The organism is Pseudophaeobacter sp. A-200-2 (genome assembly GCF_041008815.1).
GTDB classification, from domain to species: Bacteria; Pseudomonadota; Alphaproteobacteria; order Rhodobacterales; family Rhodobacteraceae; genus Phycobacter; species Phycobacter gallaeciensis_A.
Genome location: NZ_JAXGFU010000010.1, coordinates 1 through 23,585, shown reverse-complemented (window position 1 = coordinate 23,585; position 23,585 = coordinate 1). Strand labels below are relative to the sequence as shown.

26 protein-coding genes are annotated in these 23,585 nt (G+C 60.8%); 21 read left to right on the top strand and 5 right to left on the bottom strand.

What is annotated here, in order from left to right:
• Positions 1-31 precede the first annotated feature (31 nt).
• From SM766_RS15570 to recO, 10 genes are all read left to right on the top strand, one after another.
• Positions 32-2,176, top strand: coding sequence for a RelA/SpoT family protein (locus SM766_RS15570; RefSeq protein WP_065271527.1), 2,145 nt, complete (start codon positions 32-34; stop codon positions 2,174-2,176).
• A 33-nt stretch (positions 2,177-2,209) separates the two neighbouring features.
• The gene (locus SM766_RS15565) at positions 2,210-2,932 is read left to right on the top strand and encodes a DUF2062 domain-containing protein (RefSeq protein WP_065271526.1); all 723 of its coding nucleotides are present in this window, start codon (positions 2,210-2,212) and stop codon (positions 2,930-2,932) included.
• Between the two features lie 100 nt (positions 2,933-3,032).
• Complete coding sequence (locus tag SM766_RS15560) at positions 3,033-3,803, top strand: pyridoxine 5'-phosphate synthase (protein ID WP_274868488.1); 771 nt, start codon at positions 3,033-3,035, stop codon at positions 3,801-3,803.
• On the top strand, positions 3,800-4,237 hold the full coding sequence (locus SM766_RS15555; RefSeq protein ID WP_368948373.1) for an ABZJ_00895 family protein: 438 nt from the start codon (positions 3,800-3,802) through the stop codon (positions 4,235-4,237). The genes SM766_RS15560 and SM766_RS15555 overlap by 4 nt, the downstream gene beginning before the upstream one ends.
• A gap of 16 nt (positions 4,238-4,253) precedes the next feature.
• On the top strand, positions 4,254-4,685 hold the full coding sequence (gene acpS / locus SM766_RS15550; protein WP_065271523.1) for a holo-ACP synthase: 432 nt from the start codon (positions 4,254-4,256) through the stop codon (positions 4,683-4,685).
• A gap of 59 nt (positions 4,686-4,744) precedes the next feature.
• Positions 4,745-5,581, top strand: coding sequence for a signal peptidase I (gene lepB, locus SM766_RS15545; RefSeq protein ID WP_065271522.1), 837 nt, complete (start codon positions 4,745-4,747; stop codon positions 5,579-5,581).
• Positions 5,578-6,264 carry a ribonuclease III gene (gene rnc / locus SM766_RS15540; protein ID WP_065271521.1) on the top strand — a complete coding sequence of 229 codons (687 nt, stop codon included), beginning with the start codon at positions 5,578-5,580 and terminating at the stop codon, positions 6,262-6,264. Before lepB ends, rnc begins: the two co-directional genes overlap by 4 nt.
• Positions 6,261-7,169, top strand: a complete 909-nt coding sequence (gene era / locus SM766_RS15535) for a GTPase Era (RefSeq protein ID WP_368948372.1) — start codon at positions 6,261-6,263, stop codon at positions 7,167-7,169. The genes rnc and era overlap by 4 nt, the downstream gene beginning before the upstream one ends.
• Positions 7,166-7,495, top strand: coding sequence for a DUF1491 family protein (locus tag SM766_RS15530; RefSeq protein WP_368948371.1), 330 nt, complete (start codon positions 7,166-7,168; stop codon positions 7,493-7,495). Before era ends, SM766_RS15530 begins: the two co-directional genes overlap by 4 nt.
• 3 nt (positions 7,496-7,498) lie before the next feature.
• Complete coding sequence (recO, locus tag SM766_RS15525) at positions 7,499-8,224, top strand: DNA repair protein RecO (protein ID WP_368948369.1); 726 nt, start codon at positions 7,499-7,501, stop codon at positions 8,222-8,224.
• Here recO and SM766_RS15520 read toward each other — a convergent pair.
• Both SM766_RS15520 and SM766_RS15515 read right to left on the bottom strand, forming a co-directional pair.
• Complete coding sequence (locus tag SM766_RS15520) at positions 8,208-8,633, bottom strand: META domain-containing protein (RefSeq protein WP_368948368.1); 426 nt, start codon at positions 8,631-8,633, stop codon at positions 8,208-8,210. The genes recO and SM766_RS15520 overlap by 17 nt on opposite strands.
• 275 nt (positions 8,634-8,908) lie before the next feature.
• Positions 8,909-10,594, bottom strand: coding sequence for an acyl-CoA dehydrogenase family protein (locus SM766_RS15515; protein WP_368948367.1), 1,686 nt, complete (start codon positions 10,592-10,594; stop codon positions 8,909-8,911).
• 144 nt (positions 10,595-10,738) lie between these two features.
• On the opposite strand from SM766_RS15515, the gene SM766_RS15510 reads away from it, so the two are divergent.
• The 3 genes from SM766_RS15510 to dgt all read left to right on the top strand — a co-directional run bounded on the left by SM766_RS15510 (position 10,739) and on the right by dgt (position 13,900).
• Complete coding sequence (locus tag SM766_RS15510; protein WP_368948366.1) at positions 10,739-11,506, top strand: sulfite exporter TauE/SafE family protein; 768 nt, start codon at positions 10,739-10,741, stop codon at positions 11,504-11,506.
• 63 nt (positions 11,507-11,569) lie between these two features.
• Positions 11,570-12,469, top strand: a complete 900-nt coding sequence (locus tag SM766_RS15505; protein ID WP_065271515.1) for a cation diffusion facilitator family transporter — start codon at positions 11,570-11,572, stop codon at positions 12,467-12,469.
• Between the two features lie 75 nt (positions 12,470-12,544).
• Entirely contained in the window at positions 12,545-13,900 is a 1,356-nt protein-coding gene (gene dgt, locus SM766_RS15500) for a dGTP triphosphohydrolase (protein WP_368948508.1), read from the top strand.
• Between the two features lie 75 nt (positions 13,901-13,975).
• Here dgt and SM766_RS15495 read toward each other — a convergent pair whose 3' ends face one another.
• Entirely contained in the window at positions 13,976-15,574 is a 1,599-nt protein-coding gene (locus tag SM766_RS15495; RefSeq protein WP_368948365.1) for a phosphoenolpyruvate carboxykinase, read from the bottom strand.
• 343 nt (positions 15,575-15,917) lie between these two features.
• On the opposite strand from SM766_RS15495, the gene SM766_RS15490 reads away from it, so the two are divergent.
• From SM766_RS15490 to SM766_RS15460, 7 genes are read left to right on the top strand one after another with little or no spacing between them, the layout of a single operon-like run.
• Complete coding sequence (locus tag SM766_RS15490; RefSeq protein ID WP_065271513.1) at positions 15,918-16,625, top strand: response regulator transcription factor; 708 nt, start codon at positions 15,918-15,920, stop codon at positions 16,623-16,625.
• 32 nt (positions 16,626-16,657) lie between these two features.
• Positions 16,658-18,373 carry a sensor histidine kinase gene (locus SM766_RS15485; protein ID WP_368948364.1) on the top strand — a complete coding sequence of 572 codons (1,716 nt, stop codon included), beginning with the start codon at positions 16,658-16,660 and terminating at the stop codon, positions 18,371-18,373.
• 21 nt (positions 18,374-18,394) lie between these two features.
• On the top strand, positions 18,395-18,832 hold the full coding sequence (locus SM766_RS15480) for an HPr kinase/phosphorylase (protein ID WP_368948363.1): 438 nt from the start codon (positions 18,395-18,397) through the stop codon (positions 18,830-18,832).
• Positions 18,825-19,691, top strand: coding sequence for an RNase adapter RapZ (gene rapZ, locus SM766_RS15475; protein WP_368948362.1), 867 nt, complete (start codon positions 18,825-18,827; stop codon positions 19,689-19,691). Before SM766_RS15480 ends, rapZ begins: the two co-directional genes overlap by 8 nt.
• 21 nt (positions 19,692-19,712) lie before the next feature.
• A complete protein-coding gene (locus SM766_RS15470; protein WP_065271510.1) occupies positions 19,713-20,111 on the top strand; it encodes a PTS sugar transporter subunit IIA in 399 nt (132 codons plus the stop codon).
• A gap of 9 nt (positions 20,112-20,120) precedes the next feature.
• Positions 20,121-20,390: an HPr family phosphocarrier protein gene (locus SM766_RS15465; RefSeq protein ID WP_065271509.1), complete on the top strand. Its 270-nt coding sequence runs from the start codon at positions 20,121-20,123 to the stop codon at positions 20,388-20,390.
• 36 nt (positions 20,391-20,426) lie between these two features.
• Positions 20,427-21,329 carry a lysophospholipid acyltransferase family protein gene (locus SM766_RS15460; RefSeq protein WP_065273589.1) on the top strand — a complete coding sequence of 301 codons (903 nt, stop codon included), beginning with the start codon at positions 20,427-20,429 and terminating at the stop codon, positions 21,327-21,329.
• 111 nt (positions 21,330-21,440) lie between these two features.
• Here the strand turns inward: SM766_RS15460 and SM766_RS15455 are convergent, their stop codons facing one another.
• Positions 21,441-22,316, bottom strand: coding sequence for a 3-hydroxybutyryl-CoA dehydrogenase (locus SM766_RS15455; protein ID WP_065271508.1), 876 nt, complete (start codon positions 22,314-22,316; stop codon positions 21,441-21,443).
• Between the two features lie 155 nt (positions 22,317-22,471).
• Between SM766_RS15455 and SM766_RS15450 the strand changes: the two genes are divergently transcribed.
• Positions 22,472-23,308 (top strand): DUF6473 family protein, encoded by an 837-nt coding sequence (locus SM766_RS15450; protein WP_368948361.1) that lies wholly within the window; start codon positions 22,472-22,474, stop codon positions 23,306-23,308.
• A 155-nt stretch (positions 23,309-23,463) separates the two neighbouring features.
• Here SM766_RS15450 and SM766_RS15445 read toward each other — a convergent pair.
• Positions 23,464-23,585, bottom strand: a 122-nt coding sequence (locus SM766_RS15445; protein ID WP_368948507.1) for an electron transfer flavoprotein subunit alpha, incomplete at its 5' end; no start/stop codon positions are given.

Below are 23,585 nucleotides of genomic sequence, written 5' to 3'. Positions count from 1 at the left end.
AGAGATTGCTACCTGAGGCTGCGGACCGGATATGACTTCTGCTGAAATTTCCGCCGGAGATCTGATTGCTCTGGTCCGCAACTATAACCCCAAGACAAACGCGGATCGCATTGCCGAAGCCTATGCCTTTGGCGAAGAGATGCACAAAGGCCAGTTCCGCCACTCGGGGGAACCCTATTTCACCCATCCGGTGGCCGTCGCAGCGATCCTGACCGAGCAGCGCCTTGATGATGCGACCATCATCACCGCGCTCCTGCACGACACCATCGAAGATACCAAAGCGTCTTATGACGAGGTTGCCCGCCGATTTGGCGATGAGGTGGCCATGCTGGTTGATGGGGTCACCAAGCTGACCAACCTGCAACTGTCGAGCCGAGAAACCAAGCAGGCGGAAAACTTCCGCAAGCTGTTCATGGCGATGTCCAAGGATCTGCGGGTGATCCTGGTGAAGCTGGCTGACCGGTTGCACAATATGCGCACGATCAAGGCGATGCGCCCGGAAAAACAGGCGCAGAAAGCCCGCGAAACCATGGATATCTACGCGCCGCTGGCGGGGCGCATGGGTATGCAGTGGATGCGCGAAGAGCTTGAGGATCTGGCGTTCCGGGTGCTGAACCCCGAAGGCCGCCAGTCGATCATCCGCCGTTTCGTGACATTGCAGCGGGAAACCGGCGATGTGATCCACCGGATCACCGGCGATATGCGCGCCGAGTTGGAAAAGGCAGGCATTGAAGCCGAAGTCTTTGGTCGCGCCAAGAAGCCCTATTCGATCTGGCGCAAGATGCAGGCCAAGGATCAGGGGTTCTCGCGCCTCTCCGACATCTATGGCTTCCGCGTGATCACCCAGTCCGAGGAAGACAGCTATCGCGCGCTGGGCGCCATTCACCAGCGCTGGCGTGCGGTTCCGGGCCGGTTCAAGGATTACATCAGTCAGCCGAAATCCAACGGGTATCGTTCGATCCACACCACGGTGTCTGGCCGTGACGGCAAGCGTGTCGAGGTGCAGATCCGCACCCGCCAGATGCACGATGTGGCCGAAACCGGCGTTGCCGCGCATTGGTCCTATCGCGATGGCGTGCGCTCGGAAAACCCATTTGCGGTGGATCCGGCGAAATGGATTTCCTCGCTCACCGAACAGTTCGACGCCGAGGAGGATCACGATGAATTCCTCGAAGCCGTCAAGCTGGAGATGTATTCCGACCAGGTCTTCTGCTTCACCCCCAAGGGGGACGTGATCAAGCTGCCCAAGGGCGCGACGCCGATCGACTTCGCTTATGCAATCCACACTCGTATCGGCCATGCTTGCGTCGGCGCCAAGGTGGATGGCATCCGGGTGCCGCTGTGGTCGCGGCTGCGCAATGGCCAGTCGGTCGAGGTGATCACCGCCGAAGGGCAGACGCCGCAGGTCAGCTGGCTGGAAATCGCCACCACCGGCAAGGCCCGCACCGCCATCCGCCGCTCGCTGCGCGAAGCGGACCGGGCGCGCTTCGTCAAGCTGGGCCACGAATTGGCGCGCTCGGCCTTTGAGCATGTGAACCGCAAGGCAACAGACAAGGCGCTGGAAACAGCGGCCCGGGCGCTGCGCGTCGGTACTGTCGATGAACTGCTTGCCCGTCTGGGCGCGGCAGAGATCGTGGCCCATGATGTCGTTCAGGCGGTCTACCCCGAGCTGACCGCCCACGAGAGCGAGGAAATCTCGCCACGCCGCGCGGTGATCGGTCTGGAGCCGGGGCAAAGCTTTGAACGCGCGCCATGCTGCCAGCCCCTGCCTGGCGAGCGGATCATTGGCATCACCTACCGCGGCCAAGGCGTAGTCGTGCATGCGGCCGATTGTGACCGGCTGGGCGAATTTGAAGAGCAGCCGGAGCGCTGGGTCGATGTGCATTGGCATAGCGGCACCCACCCGGCCGTCTATAACACCACGCTTGAGATGATCGTCGGCAACGATGCAGGCGTGCTGGGGCGGATTTGTACATTGATTGGTGAGAAGAAGGCCAATATTTCGGACCTGGAATTTGTTGATCGGAAACCAGACTTTTACCGGCTTATGATCAATGTCGAGCTGCGGGATGTGGAACAGCTCCATTCCCTCATGTTGACGTTGGAGGCGGAAAGTCATGTCGCCGAAGTGGTGCGGTTCAGGGAAAAACCGGTAAAGCACACAATTCCGGGATAATGGTTCGGCTGGAACCGGGAAGGACGCAGACCGTTGGTATTCAGGCGCCGGGACAGACGTCCGCCCCTTCGTGCGGTTGCGGATTTTTTCTGGCCTCGGGGCGGCTGGACCCGGGCGTTTCACTACGTCAAGCACCGCGTCCGCAGGCTTCCCGATTCGCCTGAACGCATTGCCCGCGGCATCTGGGCTGGGGTCTTTACCACCTTCACACCGTTCTACGGGATGCATTTCGTTGTGGCGGCGATCATCGCGCGGGTGATGAATGGCAATATCCTTGCGGCGCTCAGCTCGACCTTCTTCGGCAACCCTCTGACCTATGTGCCGATCGGGGTGGCCTCGCTGCAGACCGGCCACTGGCTGCTGGGCACCCATTTTGACGAGGAAGTGGACAAGTCTCTGGTGGGCAAATTTTTCGCTGCCGGTGACGATCTGAAGAACAACCTCTTTGCCCTCTACAGTGACCGCCCGGCGGATTGGCACGGGTTGCAGGTGTTCTACAACGAGGTGTTCTATCCCTATATGATCGGCGGCATCATTCCGGGCATCATCTGCGCCACGGTTTGCTATATGGTCAGCCTGCCGCTGATCCGGGCCTATCAGCAGCGCCGCCGGGCCAAGATCAAGGCCAAGTTTGAAGAGATCAAACGCCGCGCCGCGCTGGAAGGTGCGGAAAGCACAGAACCTCCGGCGAAGAAGGGGTTGAAAACCAGCCTCAAGTCATCGCTGGGTGCGCGTGTGAAACGCCGCGCGGATTAGACCGCAGTGGTTTCCCTAAACAGGATGGAAAATCGGGGTTGCCCCCAGAGTTTGCCTGTCTAGTCTCTGGCGCAGGACATTCCTTTCAGGACCGAGGACCATGGCAGAGAACAAGGCACAGAACAGGTTGAGGCTGGGCGTCAACATCGACCACGTGGCCACCGTGCGCAACGCCCGCGGCGGTGACAACCCGGATCCGGTGCGCGCCGCTCTGCTGGCGCAGAACGCAGGCGCCGACGGGATCACTGCACACCTGCGCGAAGATCGCCGCCATATCATCGATAGCGACATCGAAGGCATGATGCAGGTGCTGCAGGCGCCGCTGAATTTTGAAATGGCTGCCACTGAAGAAATGCAGGCCATCGCCCTGCGTCACAAGCCCCATGCGGTTTGCCTGGTGCCGGAGAAGCGCGAAGAGCGCACCACCGAGGGCGGGCTGGACGTGGCCGGGAATGACAATGCGCTGGCAGAATACATCACCCCCCTGCGCGAGGCGGGCAGCCGGGTGTCGATGTTCATCGCTGCCGATAAAGCCCAGGTCGAAGCCAGCCACCGCATCGGCGCGCCGGTGATCGAACTGCACGCAGGTGCCTATGCAGATGCCTGGGCCGAAGGTCGCTGGGACGAGCGTGACGCCGAACTGGCGAAGATCACCGAAATGGCCGCCTATGCGCATGATCTGGGGCTGGAGGTCCATGTCGGACACGGTCTGACCTACGACAGCGTTGGTCCCATCGCCGCCCTTCCGCAGGTCATGGAGCTGAACATCGGTCATTTCCTGATCGGCGAAGCCCTGTTCGTGGGGCTGCCTGCAGCCATCGCGGAAATGCGCCGCCGGATGGATGCCGCGCGCAGCGGGGCGGAGGCATGAACCTCAAACGCTTTACGCTGGTCTATGTGGCTACGGCTCTAGGGGTGATCGCGGTTGTCTATGCCGTGCAGGTCCTTTTGGGTCATAACATTGCCAATGGCGGGATGAGCATCATTCCTGCCATCGTTGCGGCGATGGTCGAAGGGCAACGATACGCCAAGGCAGAACGTGCGGTGCCGGAAAGCGCCGTCCTGTGGCGGTTTGCAAAGGCTGCGGCGCTGATGATCCTTGGGCTGAGCCTGATTTTCGTGGTGCTTCTCAGCCTCATCATGCCGCCGCTGCGCCAGATGATGAGCGATCCGGTCGGCGCCAGCGTCCTGTTTGGGGGAGCGCTGCTGCAGGCGGCGCTGGGGCTTGTGCTGGTGCGGTTCTTTTCCGGCATGGGTGCGAAATCCCAACTGACCGCGATCCGCAAGAAAGAAGGGCGGGACTGACCGCCATGGGTGCTTCATGATCCTTGGCATCGGGACCGATCTGGCAAATATCGACCGCATCCAGCGCACGCTGGACCGTTTTGGCGACCGGTTCCGCAACCGGGTCTTTACCGAGGTCGAACAGCGCAAGTCCGAGCGTCGCCGTGATGTGGCGGGCACCTATGCAAAACGCTGGGCGGCCAAGGAGGCGTGTTCCAAGGCGCTGGGAACCGGGCTGCGCATGGGCATCGCCTGGAAAGACATGTCCGTCAGCAACCTGCGCACCGGCCAGCCCGTCATGCATGTGACCGGCTGGGCTGCGGACAGACTCGCCAAGATGACCCCGCCGGGCCACGAGGCGCATATCCATGTCACCCTGACCGATGATCACCCCTGGGCGCAGGCCATCGTGATGATCGAAGCGCGACCCTTTGCTGACGCAGCGGGGGAATCCGGCGGGGATGCTTGACTTAGACCCAGCCGGGCCGCATGTAGCCCCCGACCCAACCTACAACACCGGAGAGCCTGATGACGGCCAAATCCCATGCCGGACACTCGATCCTTGAGACGATAAAGACCATTGTCTACGCGCTGCTGATTGCCGGCGTGTTCCGGACGTTGTTCTTTCAGCCGTTCTGGATCCCTTCGGGTTCGATGAAGGAGACGCTGCTGATTGGTGATTTCCTGTTCGTGAACAAGATGGCGTACGGTTACTCCTATGCTTCCTGCCCCAGCGTACGGCTGGGCAGTATCGGGATCGACGTCGATGCCAGTGACATCTGCGGCTTTCTGGACGGGGAAAACACCCGCATTCTGGGTAGTGAGCCCGAGCGCGGTGATGTCGTCGTCTTCCGGCATCCGGTGACGGGCACCGATTTCATCAAGCGACTGATCGGCCTGCCCGGCGACCGTATTCAGGTGACCAATGGCGTTCTGCAGATCAATGGCACTGCTGTCGCGCTGCAGGACGCAGGCGATTTCGAGGAGCTGATGGAGCGTCAGGGGCCGATCGGCTCTTACCCGCGCTGCGAGAACGCACCGGTGGGTGAGGGCGCGACCTGTGCCAAATCACGGCAGATCGAAACCTTGCCGGGTGGGGTGGAGCATGTAATCCTGAATATCGCCAATCAGGGCATGGATCACACGGGCGTTTATCAGGTACCCGAAGGCCATTATTTCTTCATGGGCGACAACCGCGACAATTCCAGCGATAGCCGCCTGCCGCAATCTGCCGGAGGTGTCGGCTTCGTACCGTTTGAAAACCTGATCGGGCGCGCGGATCGCATCATGTTCTCTTCTGCCGGGCGCTCGATGCTGTATTTCTGGACCTGGCGTGGTGATCGTTTCTTCAAGGGGATCGAGTGAAACTGTCTAAAGACATGCGGGCATTTGAGGATCGGATCGGGCACAGCTTTGCCCGGCCCGAACTATTGCTGCGCGCGCTGACCCATGCTTCGGTGTCTTCGCCGAACCGCAAGGACAACCAGCGGCTGGAATTCCTGGGCGACCGGGTGCTGGGCCTCGTGATGTCCACCGCGCTGTTGGAACATGACAAGACCGCGACCGAAGGCCAGCTGGCGCCGCGCTTTAACGCGCTGGTGCGCAAGGAAGCCTGCGCCGATGTCGCCCGCGAGATCGACCTTGGGTCCGTCTTGAAACTGGGCCGGTCTGAAATGATGTCCGGCGGGCGCCGCAAGGAGGCCCTGCTGGGCGATGCGATGGAGGCGGTAATCGCCGCCGTCTACAAGGACGCCGGGTTCGAAGCAGCGCAGGAGATGATCCTGCGACTGTGGGGATCGCGTATCGGCAAGGTCGAGGACGACGCCCGCGACCCGAAGACCGCTTTGCAAGAATATGTGCAGGCGCGCCGTCAGAACCCGCCGGCCTATGTGCAGGTTGCCCGCGAAGGTCCGGATCATCAGCCGATCTTTACCATCGCGGTCCGACTGGATGACGGGACTGAGGAACAGGCCAGCGCCGGGTCGAAACGGCAGGCTGAACAGGCCGCTGCCAAGGCGCTTTTGACACGATTGGAGCAAGACACATGACCACACGCGCCGGGTTCATTGCCCTGATCGGAGAGCCGAACGCAGGCAAATCCACCCTTTTGAACCGCATGGTGGGGGCCAAGGTCTCGATCGTGACCCACAAGGTACAGACCACCCGCGCCCGGATCCGGGGCGTGGCGATGGAGGGCGACAGCCAGCTGGTGTTTGTCGACACGCCCGGCCTGTTCAAACCGCGCCGCCGACTGGACCGCGCCATGGTAGCGGCCGCCTGGGGCGGCGCAGCGGATGCGGATGTCGTGGTGCTGCTGATCGAGGCCCATCGCGGCGTTACCGAAGGCGTGGAGCGCATCCTTGAAGGGCTGTCGGAGATCGGTAAGGGCCGCACGGTGGCGCTGGCGATCAACAAGATCGACAAGGTGCAGGCCGAGGAGCTTCTGGCGCTGACGAAGAAACTGAACGACGCCTATGAATTCTCCGAAACCTTCCTGATTTCCGCCGAACGCGGCCACGGGGTCGAGGATCTACGTCACTGGTTGGCAGAGCAGGTCCCCGAGGGGCCGTGGCTTTACCCTGAGGATCAGATCGCTGATCTGCCCATGCGCATGATCGCGGCAGAGATGACCCGCGAGAAACTGACGCTCCGCTTGCATCAGGAACTGCCCTACCAGTTGACCGTCGAGACCGAGAACTGGGAAGAGCGCAAGGATGGCTCCGCCAAGATCGACCAGATCATTTATGTGGTTCGCGATGGTCACAAGGGCATCGTTCTGGGCAAGCGCGGCGAAACCATCAAGGCCGTCAGTCAGGCCGCCCGCGCTGAGTTGGAAGAGTTCCTGGACCGCAAGGTGCATCTGTTCCTGCAGGTCAAGGTCCGCCCGAACTGGCTTGAAGAATCCGAACGCTATTCGGAGATGGGACTTGATTTCAAAGACGGAAACGCATGAGCCGTCTGGCCGCGCGCTTTTGGGTCGATGCCTATCTGGCTCGGCTTCGGTTTTCTGATATTCCGGCCTTTGTGACCGCGCATGGCGATGACACCGCTGGCGCGGTTCTGGTCAAGCTGAACACGCTTGATGGGCAGGCGCAGGCCTTTCACCGCTCTTACGATCTGATGAGCGGTGACCGTAAGTGGGTTCTACTGGCCGAAGGGCCAGAGACTGATGTCGATGCTTCGGTCCGGCGGCAGGGCGAGTTTGACCCTGACCTCTGGGTGATCGAGGTCGAGGACCGGCAGGGGCGTCACCTGCTGGATGAACCGGGGCTGGAGTAGGCGATGGACTGGCGTGACCACGGCATATTGCTGACCGTGCGCCGCCACGGGGAAAGCGCCGCCATCATCGATGTCTTTACCGAAGGGCACGGGCGCCATGCCGGGGTCGTGCGTGGTGGCGCCGGGCGGCGGATGGCGCCGATCCTGCAACCGGGGGCGCAGCTGGACCTGACTTGGCGTGCGCGCCTCGAAGAGCATCTGGGCAGCTATCAGGCGGAACCCCTGCGCAGCCGCGCGGCGGCGGCCCTGTCCGGGCGGTTGGCTCTCGCGGGCCTCAATGCGGTGACAGCGCTTCTGTCCTTTTGTCTGCCGGAACGCGAAGCCTACCCGGCGCTATACGCGCGCACCGAACAACTCTTGGATCTTCTCGAACAAGAAGACCTCTGGCCGCTGGCCTATCTGCATTGGGAGTTGGCGCTACTGGAGGAGATGGGCTTTGGCCTGGATCTGACGGCCTGCGCCGTCACCGGGGCAGAGGAGGGGCTGGTCTATGTCTCGCCCAAAACCGGGCGCGCGGTGTCGGCGGCGGGGGCAGGGGATTGGGCGGACCGTTTGTTGCCGCTGCCACCGGTGCTTTTGGGGCAGGGGGCGGCAGAGGATCCCGAGATCGCGATTGCCCTGCGCACCACTGGTTATTTCCTCGAAAGCCATCTGGCGCCCGCTTTGGGCAACCGCCCGCTGCCCGAGACGCGCGGGCGGCTGGTGGATCTGATCAGCCGTCGGCCCTGAACAGCATCTCGCGGCCTGACCCATTGCGCAGGATCAGCACGTCGCCGGTGACTTCGGCCTCGCCCATGGTTTGCAGCGCCTCCAGGAAACGGGTTTCTTCCAGCAATTCGGGGCAAACCTTGCGGGTCGATGAAAGGCCTGTGGTATCGAACCAAGGGTAGGGTGCGGTGGTTTCAGCGCGGTAAGCGTTGCAGGGCGCCTGTCCCGCGATCTTGCCGGGGGCGGGGAATTCCAGCGTCGCGGCGGCGCTGAAGGGCGCGCCATCAATCTGGCTCAGCCGCCATGTCTTGCCCGCTGCACCATAGGCCGACAGGGTTTCGTCCCCGGCGCAGGCGGTCAGAGCGACTAATAGGACCGGTGCCAGACGGGCGGGCCACGAAATCATTTTTGTGAAATGGGAAACGGGCATAGGGCAGCCTTCTTCGTATTCAATCAGAGCAGCAATCCGCGGTCAATTTTTGCGGGTCTTCAACCGACGGGGGATTAGGTTCGTCGCGTGGTAGGACAGATTGCCGTGGGACACCAGCGCCGACCGGTAACCAAATGGTTCACTTCATGGGGGCCATGCGGCGGTGATCCAGAGGAACACCGTCTGCCGGGAGCCGTTACCTCAATAAAAAAAGAGGCCCGGCACAAGGCCGGGCCAGTCGGGGATGTCCCCGGGGAGTGATAGGTGTGAAGGGGTCAGGCCAGCAGTCGGCGGGCAATGACCTGCGCCTGAATTTCGGCGGCCCCTTCGAAAATGTTCAGGATCCGGGCGTCACACAGCACGCGGGAGATCTTGTACTCCAGCGCAAAGCCGTTGCCGCCGTGGATCTGCAAACCGTTGTCCGCTGCCGCCCAGGCGACGCGGGCGCCCAAGAGTTTCGCCATGCCGGCCTCAAGGTCGCAGCGATGACCGTTGTCCTTTTCCCAGGCCGAGAAATAGGTGAGCTGACGGGCGACCATGATTTCCACCGCCATCATCGCCAGTTTCGACGATACACGCGGGAAGTTGATCAGGGATTTGCCGAATTGCTTGCGGTCCTGTGCATATTGCATCGCGATGTCCAGCGCCGATTGCGCCACGCCAATGGCGCGGGCGGCGGTCTGGATGCGGGCGCTTTCAAAGGTCTCCATCAGCTGTTTGAAGCCCTTGCCCTCTTCGCCGCCCAGAAGGTTCTCGCCCTTGACCTTGAAACCGTCAAAGCCCAGCTCGTATTCCTTCATGCCGCGATAGCCCAGCACCTCGATCTCGCCGCCGGTCATGCCTTCGGTGGGGAAGGGGTTTTCATCGGTGCCGGGCGTTTTTTCCGCCAGGAACATCGACAGGCCGCGGTGATCGGTGGTGTCGGGGTTGGTGCGGGCCAGGAGGGTCATCACATGGGTGCGCGCCGCATGGGTGATCCAGGTCTTGTTGCCGGTGATCTCGTAATCGCCATCGGCATTCTTCACCGCACGGGTCCGCAGAGAGCCAAGGTCGGAGCCGGTGTTTGGCTCGGTAAAGACGGCGGTTGGCAGGATTTCGGCGCTGGCGATCTTGGGCAGCCAGTTCGCTTTCTGCTCATCCGTGCCGCCAGCGATGATCAGCTCGGCCGCGATTTCAGAGCGGGTGCCAAGGCTGCCAACGCCGATATAGCCGCGCGACAGCTCTTCGGAGACCACGCACATCGACGCCTTGGAGAGGCCAAAGCCGCCAAATTCCTCGGGGATGGTCAGGCCAAAGACGCCCATCTCGGCCAACTCGTTGATAATCTCGATCGGGATCAACTCATCCTTGAGGTGCCATTCGTGAGCAAAGGGCTCGACCTTTTCCAGCGCGTAGCGACGGAACTGGTCGCGGATCATCTCCAGTTCTTCATCAAGGCCGGAGGCGCCGAACATGACAGACCCAGCCTGCTCCTGCATCAGTTCGACCAGACGGGTGCGGGCGGCAGCGGAGTTGCCAGCCTGGCACAGGGTTGTGATTTCTGCGCTGTCCAGCAGGCTTTGGGCCGAGGCGTCCAGTCCCAGATCGTTCAAGCGAATGATCTCGCCCTGGTTCATCTGGATGCCGCCGCGCATCTGCGCCAGGTATTCGCCAAAGGCGATCTGGTGGATCAGCTGCTCCATTTCGTTGAACTTGCCCTCGGATTGCATCCGGCCCGCCCAGTTCTGCATCTGGCGCAGGCTGTAGACGTAGGTGGCAAGCCAGGACAGCCCGTGGGCGGCGGTCTGGTGCTGCTCTACCAGTGCGCCGGAAACGCGGCCATCGGCTGTGACCAGATCACGGACCGCGCTGCGGGCGGCCTCCAGCAGTTGGTCAAGCGGGCCAAGCGTCGCTGCGGTCAGCGAGAGCAGGTCGGGGAGTACAGTCGGCTTCATTTGCAAGTCCTGTCCGTCGTGGGCCATGAGTCACATCCTTCTTCGGTCGCTTGGTGGTAAACATTTCGCATGTGCAGCGCAATAAAAATACGCCGCGATGCGGCATATCGACCAAAAATTTCGTCTTTATTTTTCTGGTGCAGCGGTCTGGACCTATCGCTATGAAGAGGCATGACAAGTCTTTTTTCCGCTTTCACACCGTCTGAACTGGCGGCGGCCTTTGCTGTTGCGCTGGTCGCGGGCACGGTCAAAGGGATGGTTGGTTTTGCCATGCCGATGATTCTCGTCTCTGGTCTCAGCATGTTCATGCCGCCGGAAATCGCCTTGGCCGGGCTGATCCTGCCGACGGTTGTGACCAACGGAATGCAAGCCTTTCGTCACGGCTTTGCCGCAGCGGTTCAGTCCTTGAAACGCTTCCGGCTGTTCCTTCTGGTGGGGCTGGTGTTTCTTCTGACCAGTGCCCAGCTGGTGCGGGTTCTGCCGCAGCAGGTGATGCTGCTGATCATCGGCGTTCCGGTGTCCCTGTTCGCCCTGACACAGCTGATGGGCAAGCAGCTGACACTCGCCAGGCCCACGCCCCGGTCCGAAGTGCTGGTGGGCGGCTTTGCCGGGCTGATCGGCGGCATGTCGGGCATCTGGGGGCCGCCGACGGTGGCCTATCTGACCGCCCTTGGCACGGAAAAGAGCGAGCAAATCCGTGTGCAGGGCGTGATCTACGGCATGGGGGCGGTCGCCCTGTTGGCGGGGCACATCGGCTCGGGTGTCATGCGGGCTGAAACCGCGCCGTTTTCGGTGGCACTGATCCTGCCTGCGGTGATGGGCATGTGGATCGGCGGACGTCTGCATGATCGTAGCGATCAGGTTGCCTTCCGCCGTCTGACGCTGTTCGTCCTGCTGGTTGCGGGGTTGAATTTGCTCCGCCGCGCGCTGATGCTGTGATCAGTATCCGTTGATTAGACAGATCCGGGCCTGAAGACTACAAGCAGGGGCAGGAAGACCGACATGGGCAACCGTCTGAATGCAAGCCAGCTTGCGCTTGGATCCATCGCGATCTCCTTGATTGTTCTGGCGCTCAAGCTTGTCGCCTGGTGGGTCACCGGGTCCATTGCGCTATTTTCCGATGCTCTTGAGTCCCTGGTGAATGTGGGCGGTGCATTCTTGGCGTGGCTCGCGGTGCGCTATGCAAGCCGTCCTGCGGATGCCGGCCACCCGTTCGGGCACCACAAGGCGGAATATTTTTCGGCCGTTGCCGAAGGCATCATGATCATCATCGCTGCCTTCCTGATCCTTGAGCAATCGATCTATGCATTAATGCGGCCTATCGCGCCCGCTGATTGGGGAATGGCAGGTCTTTGGATCAACGCTGTCGCGATGGTGGCCAACCTGCTCTGGGCGCGCCTGCTGATCGGGCGGGGCGGGGCGTTGCGGTCTCCGGCTCTGGTGGCAGGCGGGCGTCACCTGATGAGTGATGTCTGGACGTCGGTTGGGGTTCTGTTCGGCCTTGGTCTGGCACTGTGGACAGGGTGGAGCTGGCTGGATCCGGCGCTGGCTCTGATCGTGGCGGTCAACATCTTGCGCGAGGGCTATGGAGTGGTGGCCTCCTCGGTCAACGGCTTGATGGATTCGGCTGCTCCGCCGGACGAGCGGGAGGAGATCGAGGAAATCATCCACCGCTCTGCAGAAGGTGCCCTGCAGGTGCACGGGCTAAAGACGCGCCGGGCGGGCACAGCTTTGTTCGTGGAATTTCATATGGTGGTTGCGGGCATGATGACGGTGCGTGCGGCCCATGACATCTGCGACCGGGTAGAGGACGCGATCCGGGCCGAGTTGCCAGAGGCAAAGGTGAACATCCACGTGGAGCCCGAGCACAAGCTGGAGAAGACGGGTATCTCTCCGCGCTGAGGTGATTGCATTTCCGCACCAGTTTCCGTTTAACCCATGCCAAAGAGGCACAGGGCAGGAGTGCAGCACATGGCGATGAAATGGGACAGGTTGTTGAACCCGGGGCGTTTGTGCCGACCCGATTTTGAGGAAAAGCCGGGCCGCCCCGCCTATTTGCAGGATTACGACCGGATCCTGTTTTCCGAACCGTTTCGCCGTCTTGCGCAAAAGACGCAGGTGCATCCGCTTCATTCCCATGACCACGTGCATCACCGGATGATCCACAGCATGGAAACCTCCAGCGTGGGGCGCTCCCTTGGCATTCAGGTGGGGCAGAAACTGGTTGAACGCGGCAGTCTGGCCGAAGGGCAGCAGCATGTGATGGCAGGCGTGGTGCAGGCGGCCTGTTTGGTGCATGACATCGGCAACCCGCCCTTTGGTCATTCTGGCGAGGACAGCATCGGCGAGTGGTTCGCGCGCCAGTTCGCCAGCGGCACCGGCCTTGCTGCCGGAGTGCCCGCCGAAGTGCGGCCCGAGTTCGAAGCATTCGAGGGTAACGCGCAGGGCTTTCGTATCGTTGCCCGGCTGGAGATGGGCCAGCGCGAAGGCGGCATGCGCCTGTCCTATGCGACCCTTGGGGCCTTTTCCAAATACCCTTGCACGGCAGAGGCCAAGGCGCTGTCCTTGGGGAATTACGTGGGCCTGAAGAAATTCGGCGTCTTCCAGTCTGAACGCGATCTATTCGCCGAGGCTGCAACGGCGCTGGGCCTGCCCTCGGACGGCACGGGAGCGGCGCAGGTCTGGCGGCGCCATCCACTTGCCTTCCTTGTCGAGGCGGCGGATGACATCTGCTACCGCATTCTGGATATCGAGGATGCCGCCACGGTGGGCGATCTGGACAGCGATCTGGTGGCGGGCATTCTGGAAGATATCACCGGCAAGGCGAACCATCCGGGCGATGCGGCGATGCCCCTGCGGGACCGCGTCGGAATGCTGCGAGCCATGGCCATCGGGGCTGCCATCGAAAGCGCGGTCGAGGCCTTCATGGCCAACTATGATGCCATCATGATGGGGGAGTTCAGCGATGGGCTGATGGAGGTGTCCACCAAGGCGGACGCCTTTGCCAAGCTGAAAGAAATTTCGAACGCCCGCATCTTTACCGCGCGGCGCAAGACCGAGCTGGAGATTTCGGGGCGTCAGGTGCTGCATGGGCTGCTGGATCACTTCAGCGGGCTCTATGAGGATCTGAAGGCCTGCGGCTGGAACGTCGAGGCGCTGAAGGCGCGGCATGGCTATTGGGCGAAACTGATCCGGGCCGTCGATCTGGACCTGCGCGGGGTAACGGATGAGTATACCGCGCTGCATTCGCTCGGCGATTTCGTCTCGGGCATGACGGATCGCTATGCGGTGAAGGTCCGCGACATGGTCGAAGGACGCATTTCGCAGGGCTGATCTAGGCTCCGGACCTCTAGTGATACAAAAAACCCGGCCAATGGCCGGGTTTTTCGTTTGATCTGACGAAAGAGTTTAGCCGATTGCGGCGGCTTTCACATCTTCGTCGATGTAGGGCAGATACTGTTCGAAGTTGTCTGCGAACATCTGAACCAGTTTGGCGGCCTGCTTGTCGTAGGCGTCCTGATCGTCCCAAGTGCGGCGCGGGTCCAGCAGAACTTCCGCAACGCCGGGCACGGCGACCGGCACGTCAAAGCCGAAGTTGCTGTCCTTGCGGAACTCGACCTCTGCCAGCGAGCCGTCCAGCGCGGCAGTCAGCAGGCCGCGGGTCGCCTTGATCGGCATCCGCGAACCGATGCCATAGGCACCACCGGTCCAGCCAGTGTTCACCAGCCAGCAGGTTGCGCCATGCTGGGCGATCTTGTCACGCAGCAGGTTGCCGTAGACCTCGGGGCGGCGCGGCATGAAGGGCGCGCCAAAGCAGGTGGAGAAGGTCGGCTCCGGCGCGGTCACGCCGCGCTCGGTGCCGGCCACCTTGGAGGTGAAGCCCGAAAGGAAGTGATACATCGCCTGCGCCGGGGTCAGACGTGCAATCGGAGGCAGCACACCGAAGGCATCGCAGGTCAGCATGATGATGTTCTTGGGGTGACCACCGCGGGCGGTGCTGGATGCGTTGGAGATATACTCCAGCGGATAGGCGCAGCGCATGTTGGCGGTCAGGCTGTCATCGTCGAAGTCGAGCTCAAAGGTTTCGGGATCGAAGACCATGTTCTCGATCACGGTGCCGAATTTCTCGGTGGTGGCGTAGATTTCCGGCTCTGCCTCGGGGTTCAGGTTAATGGTCTTGGCATAGCAGCCGCCTTCGAAGTTGAAGGTGCCGTTGTCGGCCCAGCCATGTTCGTCATCACCGATCAGCACGCGGTCGGGGTCGGCGGACAGGGTGGTCTTGCCTGTGCCGGACAGGCCAAAGAACACGGCGGCGTCGACCGGGTTGCCCTTGGCGTGGTTGGCCGAGCAGTGCATCGGCATGATGCCTTTTTCGGGCAGCAGGTAGTTCAGCAGGGTGAAGACCGATTTCTTGTTCTCGCCCGCGTATTCGGTGCCGCCGATCAGGATCAGCTTCTTGTCGAAGTTCAGCGCGATCACGGTTTCGCTGCGGCAGTTGTGCTTGGCCGGGTCAGCCTGGAAGCTGGGGCAGTTGATGATGGTGAAATCTGCCATGAACTCGTCCAGATCCTCGCGGTCCGGACGGCGCAGCAGGTGGCGGATGAACAGGCTGTGCCAGGCAAGTTCGGTCACCATGCGCACGTTGATCGCGTGGGCGGGGTCCGCACCGCCAACCAGATCCTGCACGAAGTAGTCGCGACCCTTCATGTGCTCCAGCATGTCGGCATAAAGCGCGTCGAAACCTTCGGGGCTCATCTCGGCGTTGTTTTCCCACCAGATGGTGTCTGCAACCGCTTCGGTCTTGACCACGTGCTTGTCCTTGGGGGAGCGACCGGTGAATTTGCCGGTGGTCACGAGAAAGGCGCCGCCGTTGCCCAGTGTGCCTTCATCCCGTTTCAGCGCCGCTTCGATCAGCGCGGGCTCCATCAGGTTGTAATGGACATTGCCCAGACCCTCGATACCTTGATCTTCGAGGCGGAATTGTGGGTTCACCCGTCCTGATGCCATGTGTTCTTTCTCCTGTGGCGGCTGCTTGAAGCCGCATACATCTAAAGCCGCGCCGTGGGGCAATTCACCGGTAGCGACACCGGTGAGCCGGGTCTTAACATGACGTTTTACACGGTGAACAGGACGCTTTGGCGCAGTTAGCGCCATCAAGTGAACGTTTAGCGCAACCATTTTTTTTGTCGCCAAAAGGAAGCGCTTTCTTCAGTGAGTGCTAAGACATTTTTGCCTTAATTGCGGCCCAAAGGTGCCGTGATTCGCCAATGGGGATTGATTCGCAGCCTGAGAAGGGCGATTAAGGAATGTAAAAAGCGAAAAGCTGAGCAGTGATTTAGGGGCGCATTCAATGTCAAAGATTGCTTTGGTGGACGACGACAGAAACATCCTGACTTCGGTGGCTATGACGCTGGAGGCAGAAGGGTTCGAGGTCGAAACCTACAACGACGGTCAGGCCGCCCTGGATGCTTTTAACAAGAAGCTTCCGGATATGGCCGTGCTGGACATCAAGATGCCGCGCATGGACGGCATGGATCTGCTGCAGCGTCTGCGGCAGAAATCGCAGATGCCGGTGATCTTCCTCACCTCCAAGGACGATGAGATCGACGAGGTTCTCGGTCTGCGCATGGGGGCGGATGACTACGTCAAGAAACCGTTTTCGCAACGCCTGCTGGTCGAACGCATCCGTGCCCTGCTGCGGCGCCAGGAAGCAATCAACGGCGACGCGGTAGAAGGCGCTGCGGTTACAGAGACCAAGGTCATGGAGCGCGGCAACCTACGTATGGACCCGCTGCGTCATGCGGTCAGCTGGAAGGGCAAGGATGTCTCGCTCACCGTGACCGAGTTCCTCCTGCTGCAGGCGCTGGCCCAGCGGCCCGGTTTCGTCAAAAGCCGCGATCAGCTGATGGATGTGGCCTATGACGATCAGGTCTATGTGGATGACCGCACCATCGATAGCCACATCAAACGCCTGCGCAAAAAGATGCGCAGCGCGGATTCCGACTTTGCGGCGATCGAGACGCTGTATGGGATCGGTTACCGCTACAACGAAGAGTAAGAGTCAGATCCGGTTTGGGGAGGCAGGGGGATATGCGCGATACCGGCAGCACACCGCCACCATCCGGTGAGGATGTGGTTCTGGGCGACGATTGGGTCGCTCCAGAGCAAACCGTGACGGAAGAGATGCAGGTGCGCCGGGCCAGCCGCGGGGTATTTTCGCTCAAAGGCTCGCCTTTGACACGGAAAATCATCACCTTCAACCTGATCGCACTGATCATCCTTGTCGCTGGGATTCTCTACCTTAACTCCTCGCGCCAGAGCCTGGTTCGCCAAAAGGCGGGCGCGCTAGTGTCCGAAGCAACCCTGATCGCAAATGTGTTCGAAGCTGAATTGCCTGCGGTGGGCGGCGTCAGCTTTGCCACCGGTGACGGCATTGATGCCGAGGGCACCCTGTCCGGCATCAGCCTGCGGGGCGGGGTCGAAGCCATGGTATTCGATGCCAGTGGCACCCTGATCGCCAGCGTCACAGGCGTTGCGCGCTCGGATGCGCTGAATGCTCTGAATGAAAATCAAAAGGGTAAAACTCTGATCTCCGACGGGCTGTCGGCGCTGTGGTCGGCGGCGGGCAGTGTGTTCAAATCCGGGGAAAACACCGCCGATGCGGGGCTTACGCTCGAGGCGCAATTGGGCCGGTTGGCGGAGCACACCCTTGGCGCCGGAGCAACAGTTGATACTGCCGTAGATACCAGGGGGGGGACGGTCTTCTCGGCGGCAGCCCCGATTCTTCACAACGGACAGGTCATCGGAGTGGTGGCCCTGGCCTCTCCCATCGGGGAAATCGACGCGCTGGTGCGTGGTGAGCGCGAGCGCGTGTTGCAGATGTTCGTCGTGGCGCTGTTGGTGTCCGTCGGTCTCAGCCTGGTTCTGGCTTCGACCATAGCCAATCCTCTTGCCGATCTCGCAGAGGCTGCGGAAAGCGGGCGCGACCGTGATGCGCGAAAAAGTCACCCCGGCCGGGTACGTATCCCGGACCTCTCTGCACGGCCTGACGAGATTGGTCGTCTCAGCCGGGCGCTGCGCGGAATGGTAAAAGCGCTCTACAGTCGCATCGATAGTAACGAACAATTTGCAGCTGATGTGGCACATGAGATCAAGAATCCCTTGGCGAGTCTGCAATCTGCAGTCGGGACCTTGCGGATGGTAAAGCGCGAAGACCAACGGGAGAAGCTTATGGAAGTGATCGAACACGACGTGCGCCGCCTTGACCGGCTGGTGAGCGATATCTCGAATGCTTCCCGCCTGGATGCCGAACTGGTCAAGGAAGAAGAGGAAGAATTCGACCTTCTGAGTATGCTGGGCAATCTCAACCAGTTCCTTGGCGAAGATGCCCGCTCCAAGGGAATCGACTATATCGCCGACTTGCCGCCGCAACCGATCATGCTTCAGGGACTTGAGGCGCGTCTGGCGCAGGTGTTCGTCAACCTGATCACCAATGCGATTTCCTTTTGCGAGGACGGCGATGCGATCCGTGTCTGGGCGCGACGCCGGGCCAATCGGGTGCTGATTGTGGTCGAGGACACCGGTCCGGGCATTCCCGAACAGGCGCTATCGAACATTTTTAAACGCTTCTACTCACAGCGCCCGGAAGAGCATTTTGGCAATAACTCCGGCCTTGGACTGGCGATTTCAAAGCAGATCGTCGAAGCGCATGGTGGTGTGATCTGGGCCGAGAATATCCGCCCGACCGAAGCCGACATCACCTCTGAACCGCTGGGTGCGCGGTTTGTGGTCGGCCTGCCGGTGTGATCCTCTTGTGATGGTCCTGTGATGGTGCAGGACCTCAGCCACTGTATACATGCCTCCTGTGTAGCGCTTGACGGGCGGGGCCTCCTGATCCGGGGGGCTTCCGGCAGTGGGAAATCGGCGCTGGCCCTGCATTTGATGGCCTATGGAGCGCAGCTGGTCGCGGACGACCGGGTTTTGCTCACGCTTAATGATGGATCCGTCGTGGCGCGGCCACCCAAGACAACCGCAGGCCTGATCGAAGCGCGCGGTCTGGGCATCCTGCACGCGGAAAACACCGCTCAGGCGGCTGTCTGTGCCATTGTGGACTTGGACCGGCTTGCAGACGGGCGGCTTCCGGCCCAGTCTGCCGAAACGATTCTGGGGCTGGATCTTCCAGTGATACACCGCGTGGAGGCAACGCATTTCGCTCCAGCCCTGTTGCAGTATTTGAAATGTGGAGCCCTGAACCCTGATGCCTGACGTCGATCCCGATGCACAGCCGATCGTTCTGGTCACCGGTCCGTCCGGCGCTGGGCGCACCACGGCGATCAATGTGCTGGAGGATCTGGGGTTCGAGGCGATTGACAACTTGCCGCTGCGGCTGCTGCCGATCCTGATCGAGGCGGCAGGGGTGAGCGCGCCAATGGCGCTGGGGCTGGACAGCCGCAATCGGGATTTTGCGCCGGGTGCCCTTCTCGACATGATTGAAATGCTGGCGGCGCGGCAGGACGCCGAACTGACGGTTCTCTATCTGGATGCCCGCCCCGGCGTCCTGCTGCGGCGTTATTCGGAAACACGGCGCAGGCACCCACTGGCCCCGGCAGAAACGCCCGAGGTTGGCGTGGCGCGGGAGCAGGACCTGATGGCGCCAATTCGCGAACGCGCGGATATGCTGCTCGACACCTCTGAAATGAATGTGCACCAGCTGAAGGCCGAGATTGAACATTGGTTCGCGCCGGATGGGCGGTCGCTGGCCCTGTCCGTACAAAGTTTTTCCTACAAACGCGGTGTGCCGCGTAGCGTCGATCTGGTCTTTGATTGCCGGTTTCTGGCGAACCCCTATTGGGAAGAGGCACTGCGGTCGCTGAATGGCCGCGACGCTGCGGTTCAGGACTATGTGAAACAGGACCCGCTGTATGACGGGTTCATGGCGCGGGTGGTGGATATGGTACGGTTTTTGTTGCCCGCCTTTCGCAACGAAGGGAAATCGCATCTCTCCATCGCCTTTGGCTGTACCGGTGGGCAACATCGTTCGGTGACCCTGGCAGAAACCCTGGCTAAGACCCTTGCGGAAGACGGGCAGCAGGTGTCAATTAGACATCGCGAGCTGCAGCGCTAACAGCGGAACGGAGAGGCCGGGTTGATCGGGATTGTTATTGTCGCGCATGGGGGGCTGGCCAGAGAGTATCTGGCCGCCGTTGAGCATGTGGTTGGCGAGCAGCCGAACCTGCGTGCGATTACCATTGCGCCTGACGATGACCGTGACGACAAACAGCGCGAAATCTGTATTGCCGCCGACGATGTGGATACCGGCGATGGCGTTGTGATCGTTACAGACCTGTTTGGTGGCTCTCCGTCCAATCTCAGCCTACGGGCCTGTGCGCCCACGGATCGGCGCATCCTTTACGGTGCCAATCTTCCGATGCTGATCAAGCTGGCAAAATCCCGCCATTTGCCTGTTGCCGATGCCGTGCGCCAGGCGATGGAGGCGGGGCGCAAGTATATCAACTCGCAGAACATTAACCCCGCAGGGGAGTAAGACACTTCAATGGCAGTTAAAACGCTGAAGATCATAAATGAAAAAGGCCTGCATGCGCGTGCCTCCGCAAAGCTGGTCGAAGTGGTCGAAGGCTTTGATGCCACGGCTGAGGTTTCAAAGGACGGTCTGTCAGCTTCCGGCGACAGTATCATGGGGCTTTTGATGTTGGCAGCCTCGAAAGGAACGACTATTGACGTCGATACTTCGGGGCCGGACGCAGAGGCTCTGGCAGAGGCTTTAGAGGCTCTTGTCGCCGACAAATTCGGCGAAGGATACTGAAGGGCACAAGCACCTGTGGAAGACGGGAAGGGCAAAGTGGCGGATACGGCGCATGACCATGACGGCGGCCTGAAGGCAGAGTCGGAGACGGGCGAGGTCTATGACCGGCGCACCCTGACCTATGCCAATTCCTTTGACGACCGCTGGACCTCGCTTGCCATCCGCGCCATCGAATGGTTCACCGGCAAGCTGACCATTCTGCGCATGGTCAAGAAGTTCGAAAAGCAGAACGCCCAGTACCGCGGCCAGAAATTCTGGCGCGGCGCGTTGAACGTGATGGGGATCGATCTGCTTACGCCCGAAGAGCAGATCCGCAACATTCCCGCCGAAGGTCCGGTTGTGATCGTGGCGAACCACCCGCACGGAATGGTCGATGGCATGATCTTTGCTGACCTGATTGGTCGCATCCGGCTTGATTACCGAATTCTGACGCGCTCGGTCTTGACGGGGCTTGATGAGGCGGCGACCTCCTTTATGATCCCGGTGCCGTTCCCCCATGACCCTGAAGCACAGCGCAAGATGGTGGAAATGCGAGCCAAGACCATGGCCCATTTGAAGGAAGGCGGCGTTGTGGCGCTGTTCCCCTCGGGTGTGGTGATGTCGTCGGACAGCTGGTTTGGCCCTGCTATCGAGCAGGAGTGGAACGTGTTCACCGCGCAGCTGATCCGCCGTTCTGGCGCGCGTGTGGTTCCGATCTTCTTCCCGGGGTCGAATTCGCGCTGGTATCAGATCGCCTGCCGGATCTCTCCGATCCTGCGTCAGGGGCTGCTGCTGCATGAAATCGTGCGCTCCTGCAACAAGCCGCAGGCGCCGGTGGTCGGAGAGCCGCTGACGGATGCGCAGATGGAACGGCTGCACAGCGATCCGCGCGGCTTCATGGCTTGGCTGCGAGAGCATACCCTGTCGCTGGGCAGTAAAACTCCGACTGACGACAAGTAATCCGCTTTCTGCATTGATGGATGCGCTACAGGACGCGCTGCAGCGGCTTGACCGCTGCGGGGCAGGCCCTTGGATAGGGCCGTCGCCGCAGCAGTCTGTAAAGCCCGGTGATCAGCGCGTCGGAACCGGCGTTTCCCCGCGATAGTCATAGAACCCGCGCTGTGTCTTGCGGCCCAGCCAGCCAGCCTCGACATATTTGGTCAGCAGCGGGCAGGGGCGGTATTTGGTGTCGGCCAGCCCGTCGTGCAGCACGTTCATGATGGCAAGACAGGTGTCCAGGCCGATGAAGTCTGCCAGTTCCAGCGGCCCCATCGGATGGTTGGCGCCCAGCTTCATCGATTCGTCGATGGATTTCACCGACCCAACCCCTTCATAGAGGGTGTAGACGGCTTCGTTGATCATCGGCATCAGGATCCGGTTGACGATGAAGGCGGGGAAATCTTCGGCGCTGGCGGCGGTCTTGCCCAGACGCTCCACCACGGTCTGACATGCCGTGAAGGTCTCCTCGTCGGTGGCAATACCGCGGATCAATTCGACCAGCTGCATCACTGGCACCGGGTTCATGAAGTGGAAGCCCATGAAACGTTCGGGGCGGTCGGTGCGACTCGCCAGACGGGTGATCGAGATAGACGAGGTGTTCGAGGTGAGAATCGTATGCGGCTGCAGATGCGGTTGCAGATCTTCAAAGATCGCCTGCTTGATGGTTTCACGCTCGGTTGCCGCTTCGATGACCAGATCGGTGGCCCCGATATCGGGCAGAGCCAGCGTCGGAGTGATGCGCGCAAGGGCCGCATTCATGTCCTCTTCGCTGATCTTGCCGCGACTGGCCTGCCGGGCCAGGTTCTTCTGGATCGCACTCATAGCGCCATCCAATGCGGTCTGATTTACATCATTGATAACAACGTCATAACCCGCAACTGCCATGACATGGGCAATGCCGTTGCCCATCTGTCCCGCTCCGATTACGCCGATTTTTTTGACTTCCATGCCGATGGCTCCCTGGCTGCCTGCCGGGTGATCTTATCGGTCGTTTCGGGGGGGGCACAAGGCTGGCGCAGGGGTATTTTAACCAAATTTGAGCTTTAGGAAATTTGCAAGTTTTCAGGCTCAAAGTGAGTATCGGGTGAAAAATTGGTGGGACTATGAGTTACGAACTCCAAAGCGTTTCGACGCTTTCGGGTGGAACATGTTGCTATGCAGGCTCAAGGCTGCAGGTACGTGGACCCGAACGCGACTTGAATGAACCTTATATCGCATTTCTGGGCGGAACAGAGATGTTTGGTCGCTTTGTGGCTGAGCCGTTTCCCGCCGTGGCCGAATCCCTGCTGGATGTTCCTTGCGTCAACCTTGGCGGTGTGAACGCGGGGCTGGACAGTTTCATGAGCGATGACAGCCTTATGAAGGTGGCCAAGGCATCAGATATCGCCGTCTTCCAGCTTCTGGGCGCCCAGAACCTTTCGAACAAATATTACCGGGTACATCCGCGCCGGAATGACCGGTTCCTGCAAGCCCGCCCTGAACTGAAGGCCCTTTATCCGGAAGTGGACTTCACGGAGTTTCATTTCAACAAGCATCTGCTGACCGAGCTCAAAAACGTCTCTGAGGAGCGGTTTGAAACCCTCTGCCTGCATCTGCAATCTGTGTGGGTCAGTCGCATGGGTGATCTCATCACTGCGATGGACGGACGGTTGGTGCTGCTGTGGCTGCGCTATAATCTGGGTGGTGTGGGAATGTTCGGACGTGAACCGGTCCTGGTCGATCAGGCGATGGTGGATTCTCTGAGGCCCTTGGTCAAAGGGGTGGTAGAGCTCCCCGTTGCCACCGCAGGGCTGGCGAATGACGTCATGGGCATGGACATGGGGCCGCTCGACCTGCCGACGGCACGCCATATGCTGGGGCCGAAGGAACACAACCGGATTGGATGCGCCACGGCTGAGAAGCTGCAGGGTATCCTGGGGCAGCGCAAAGCAGCGGGCTGACCCGCATGTGATAGCTGCCGGTCAGTAGGGTGGCCGACCTGCTGCCCGGTTTTCGAAGTATACAGAAGGCAAAAGGCCCGCATCGGATGCGGGCCTTTTTTCGATGACATGTGGCTCTGTGTGGCCCGGCGTGTGCCGGGCCGGAGCCAGGGCTTTTAGCCCAGTTTTTCGGTGAGTTCGGGGACGGCCTGGAACAGGTCTGCCACGAGGCCATAATCGGCAACCTGGAAGATCGGTGCCTCTTCGTCCTTGTTGATGGCGACGATGATCTTGGAGT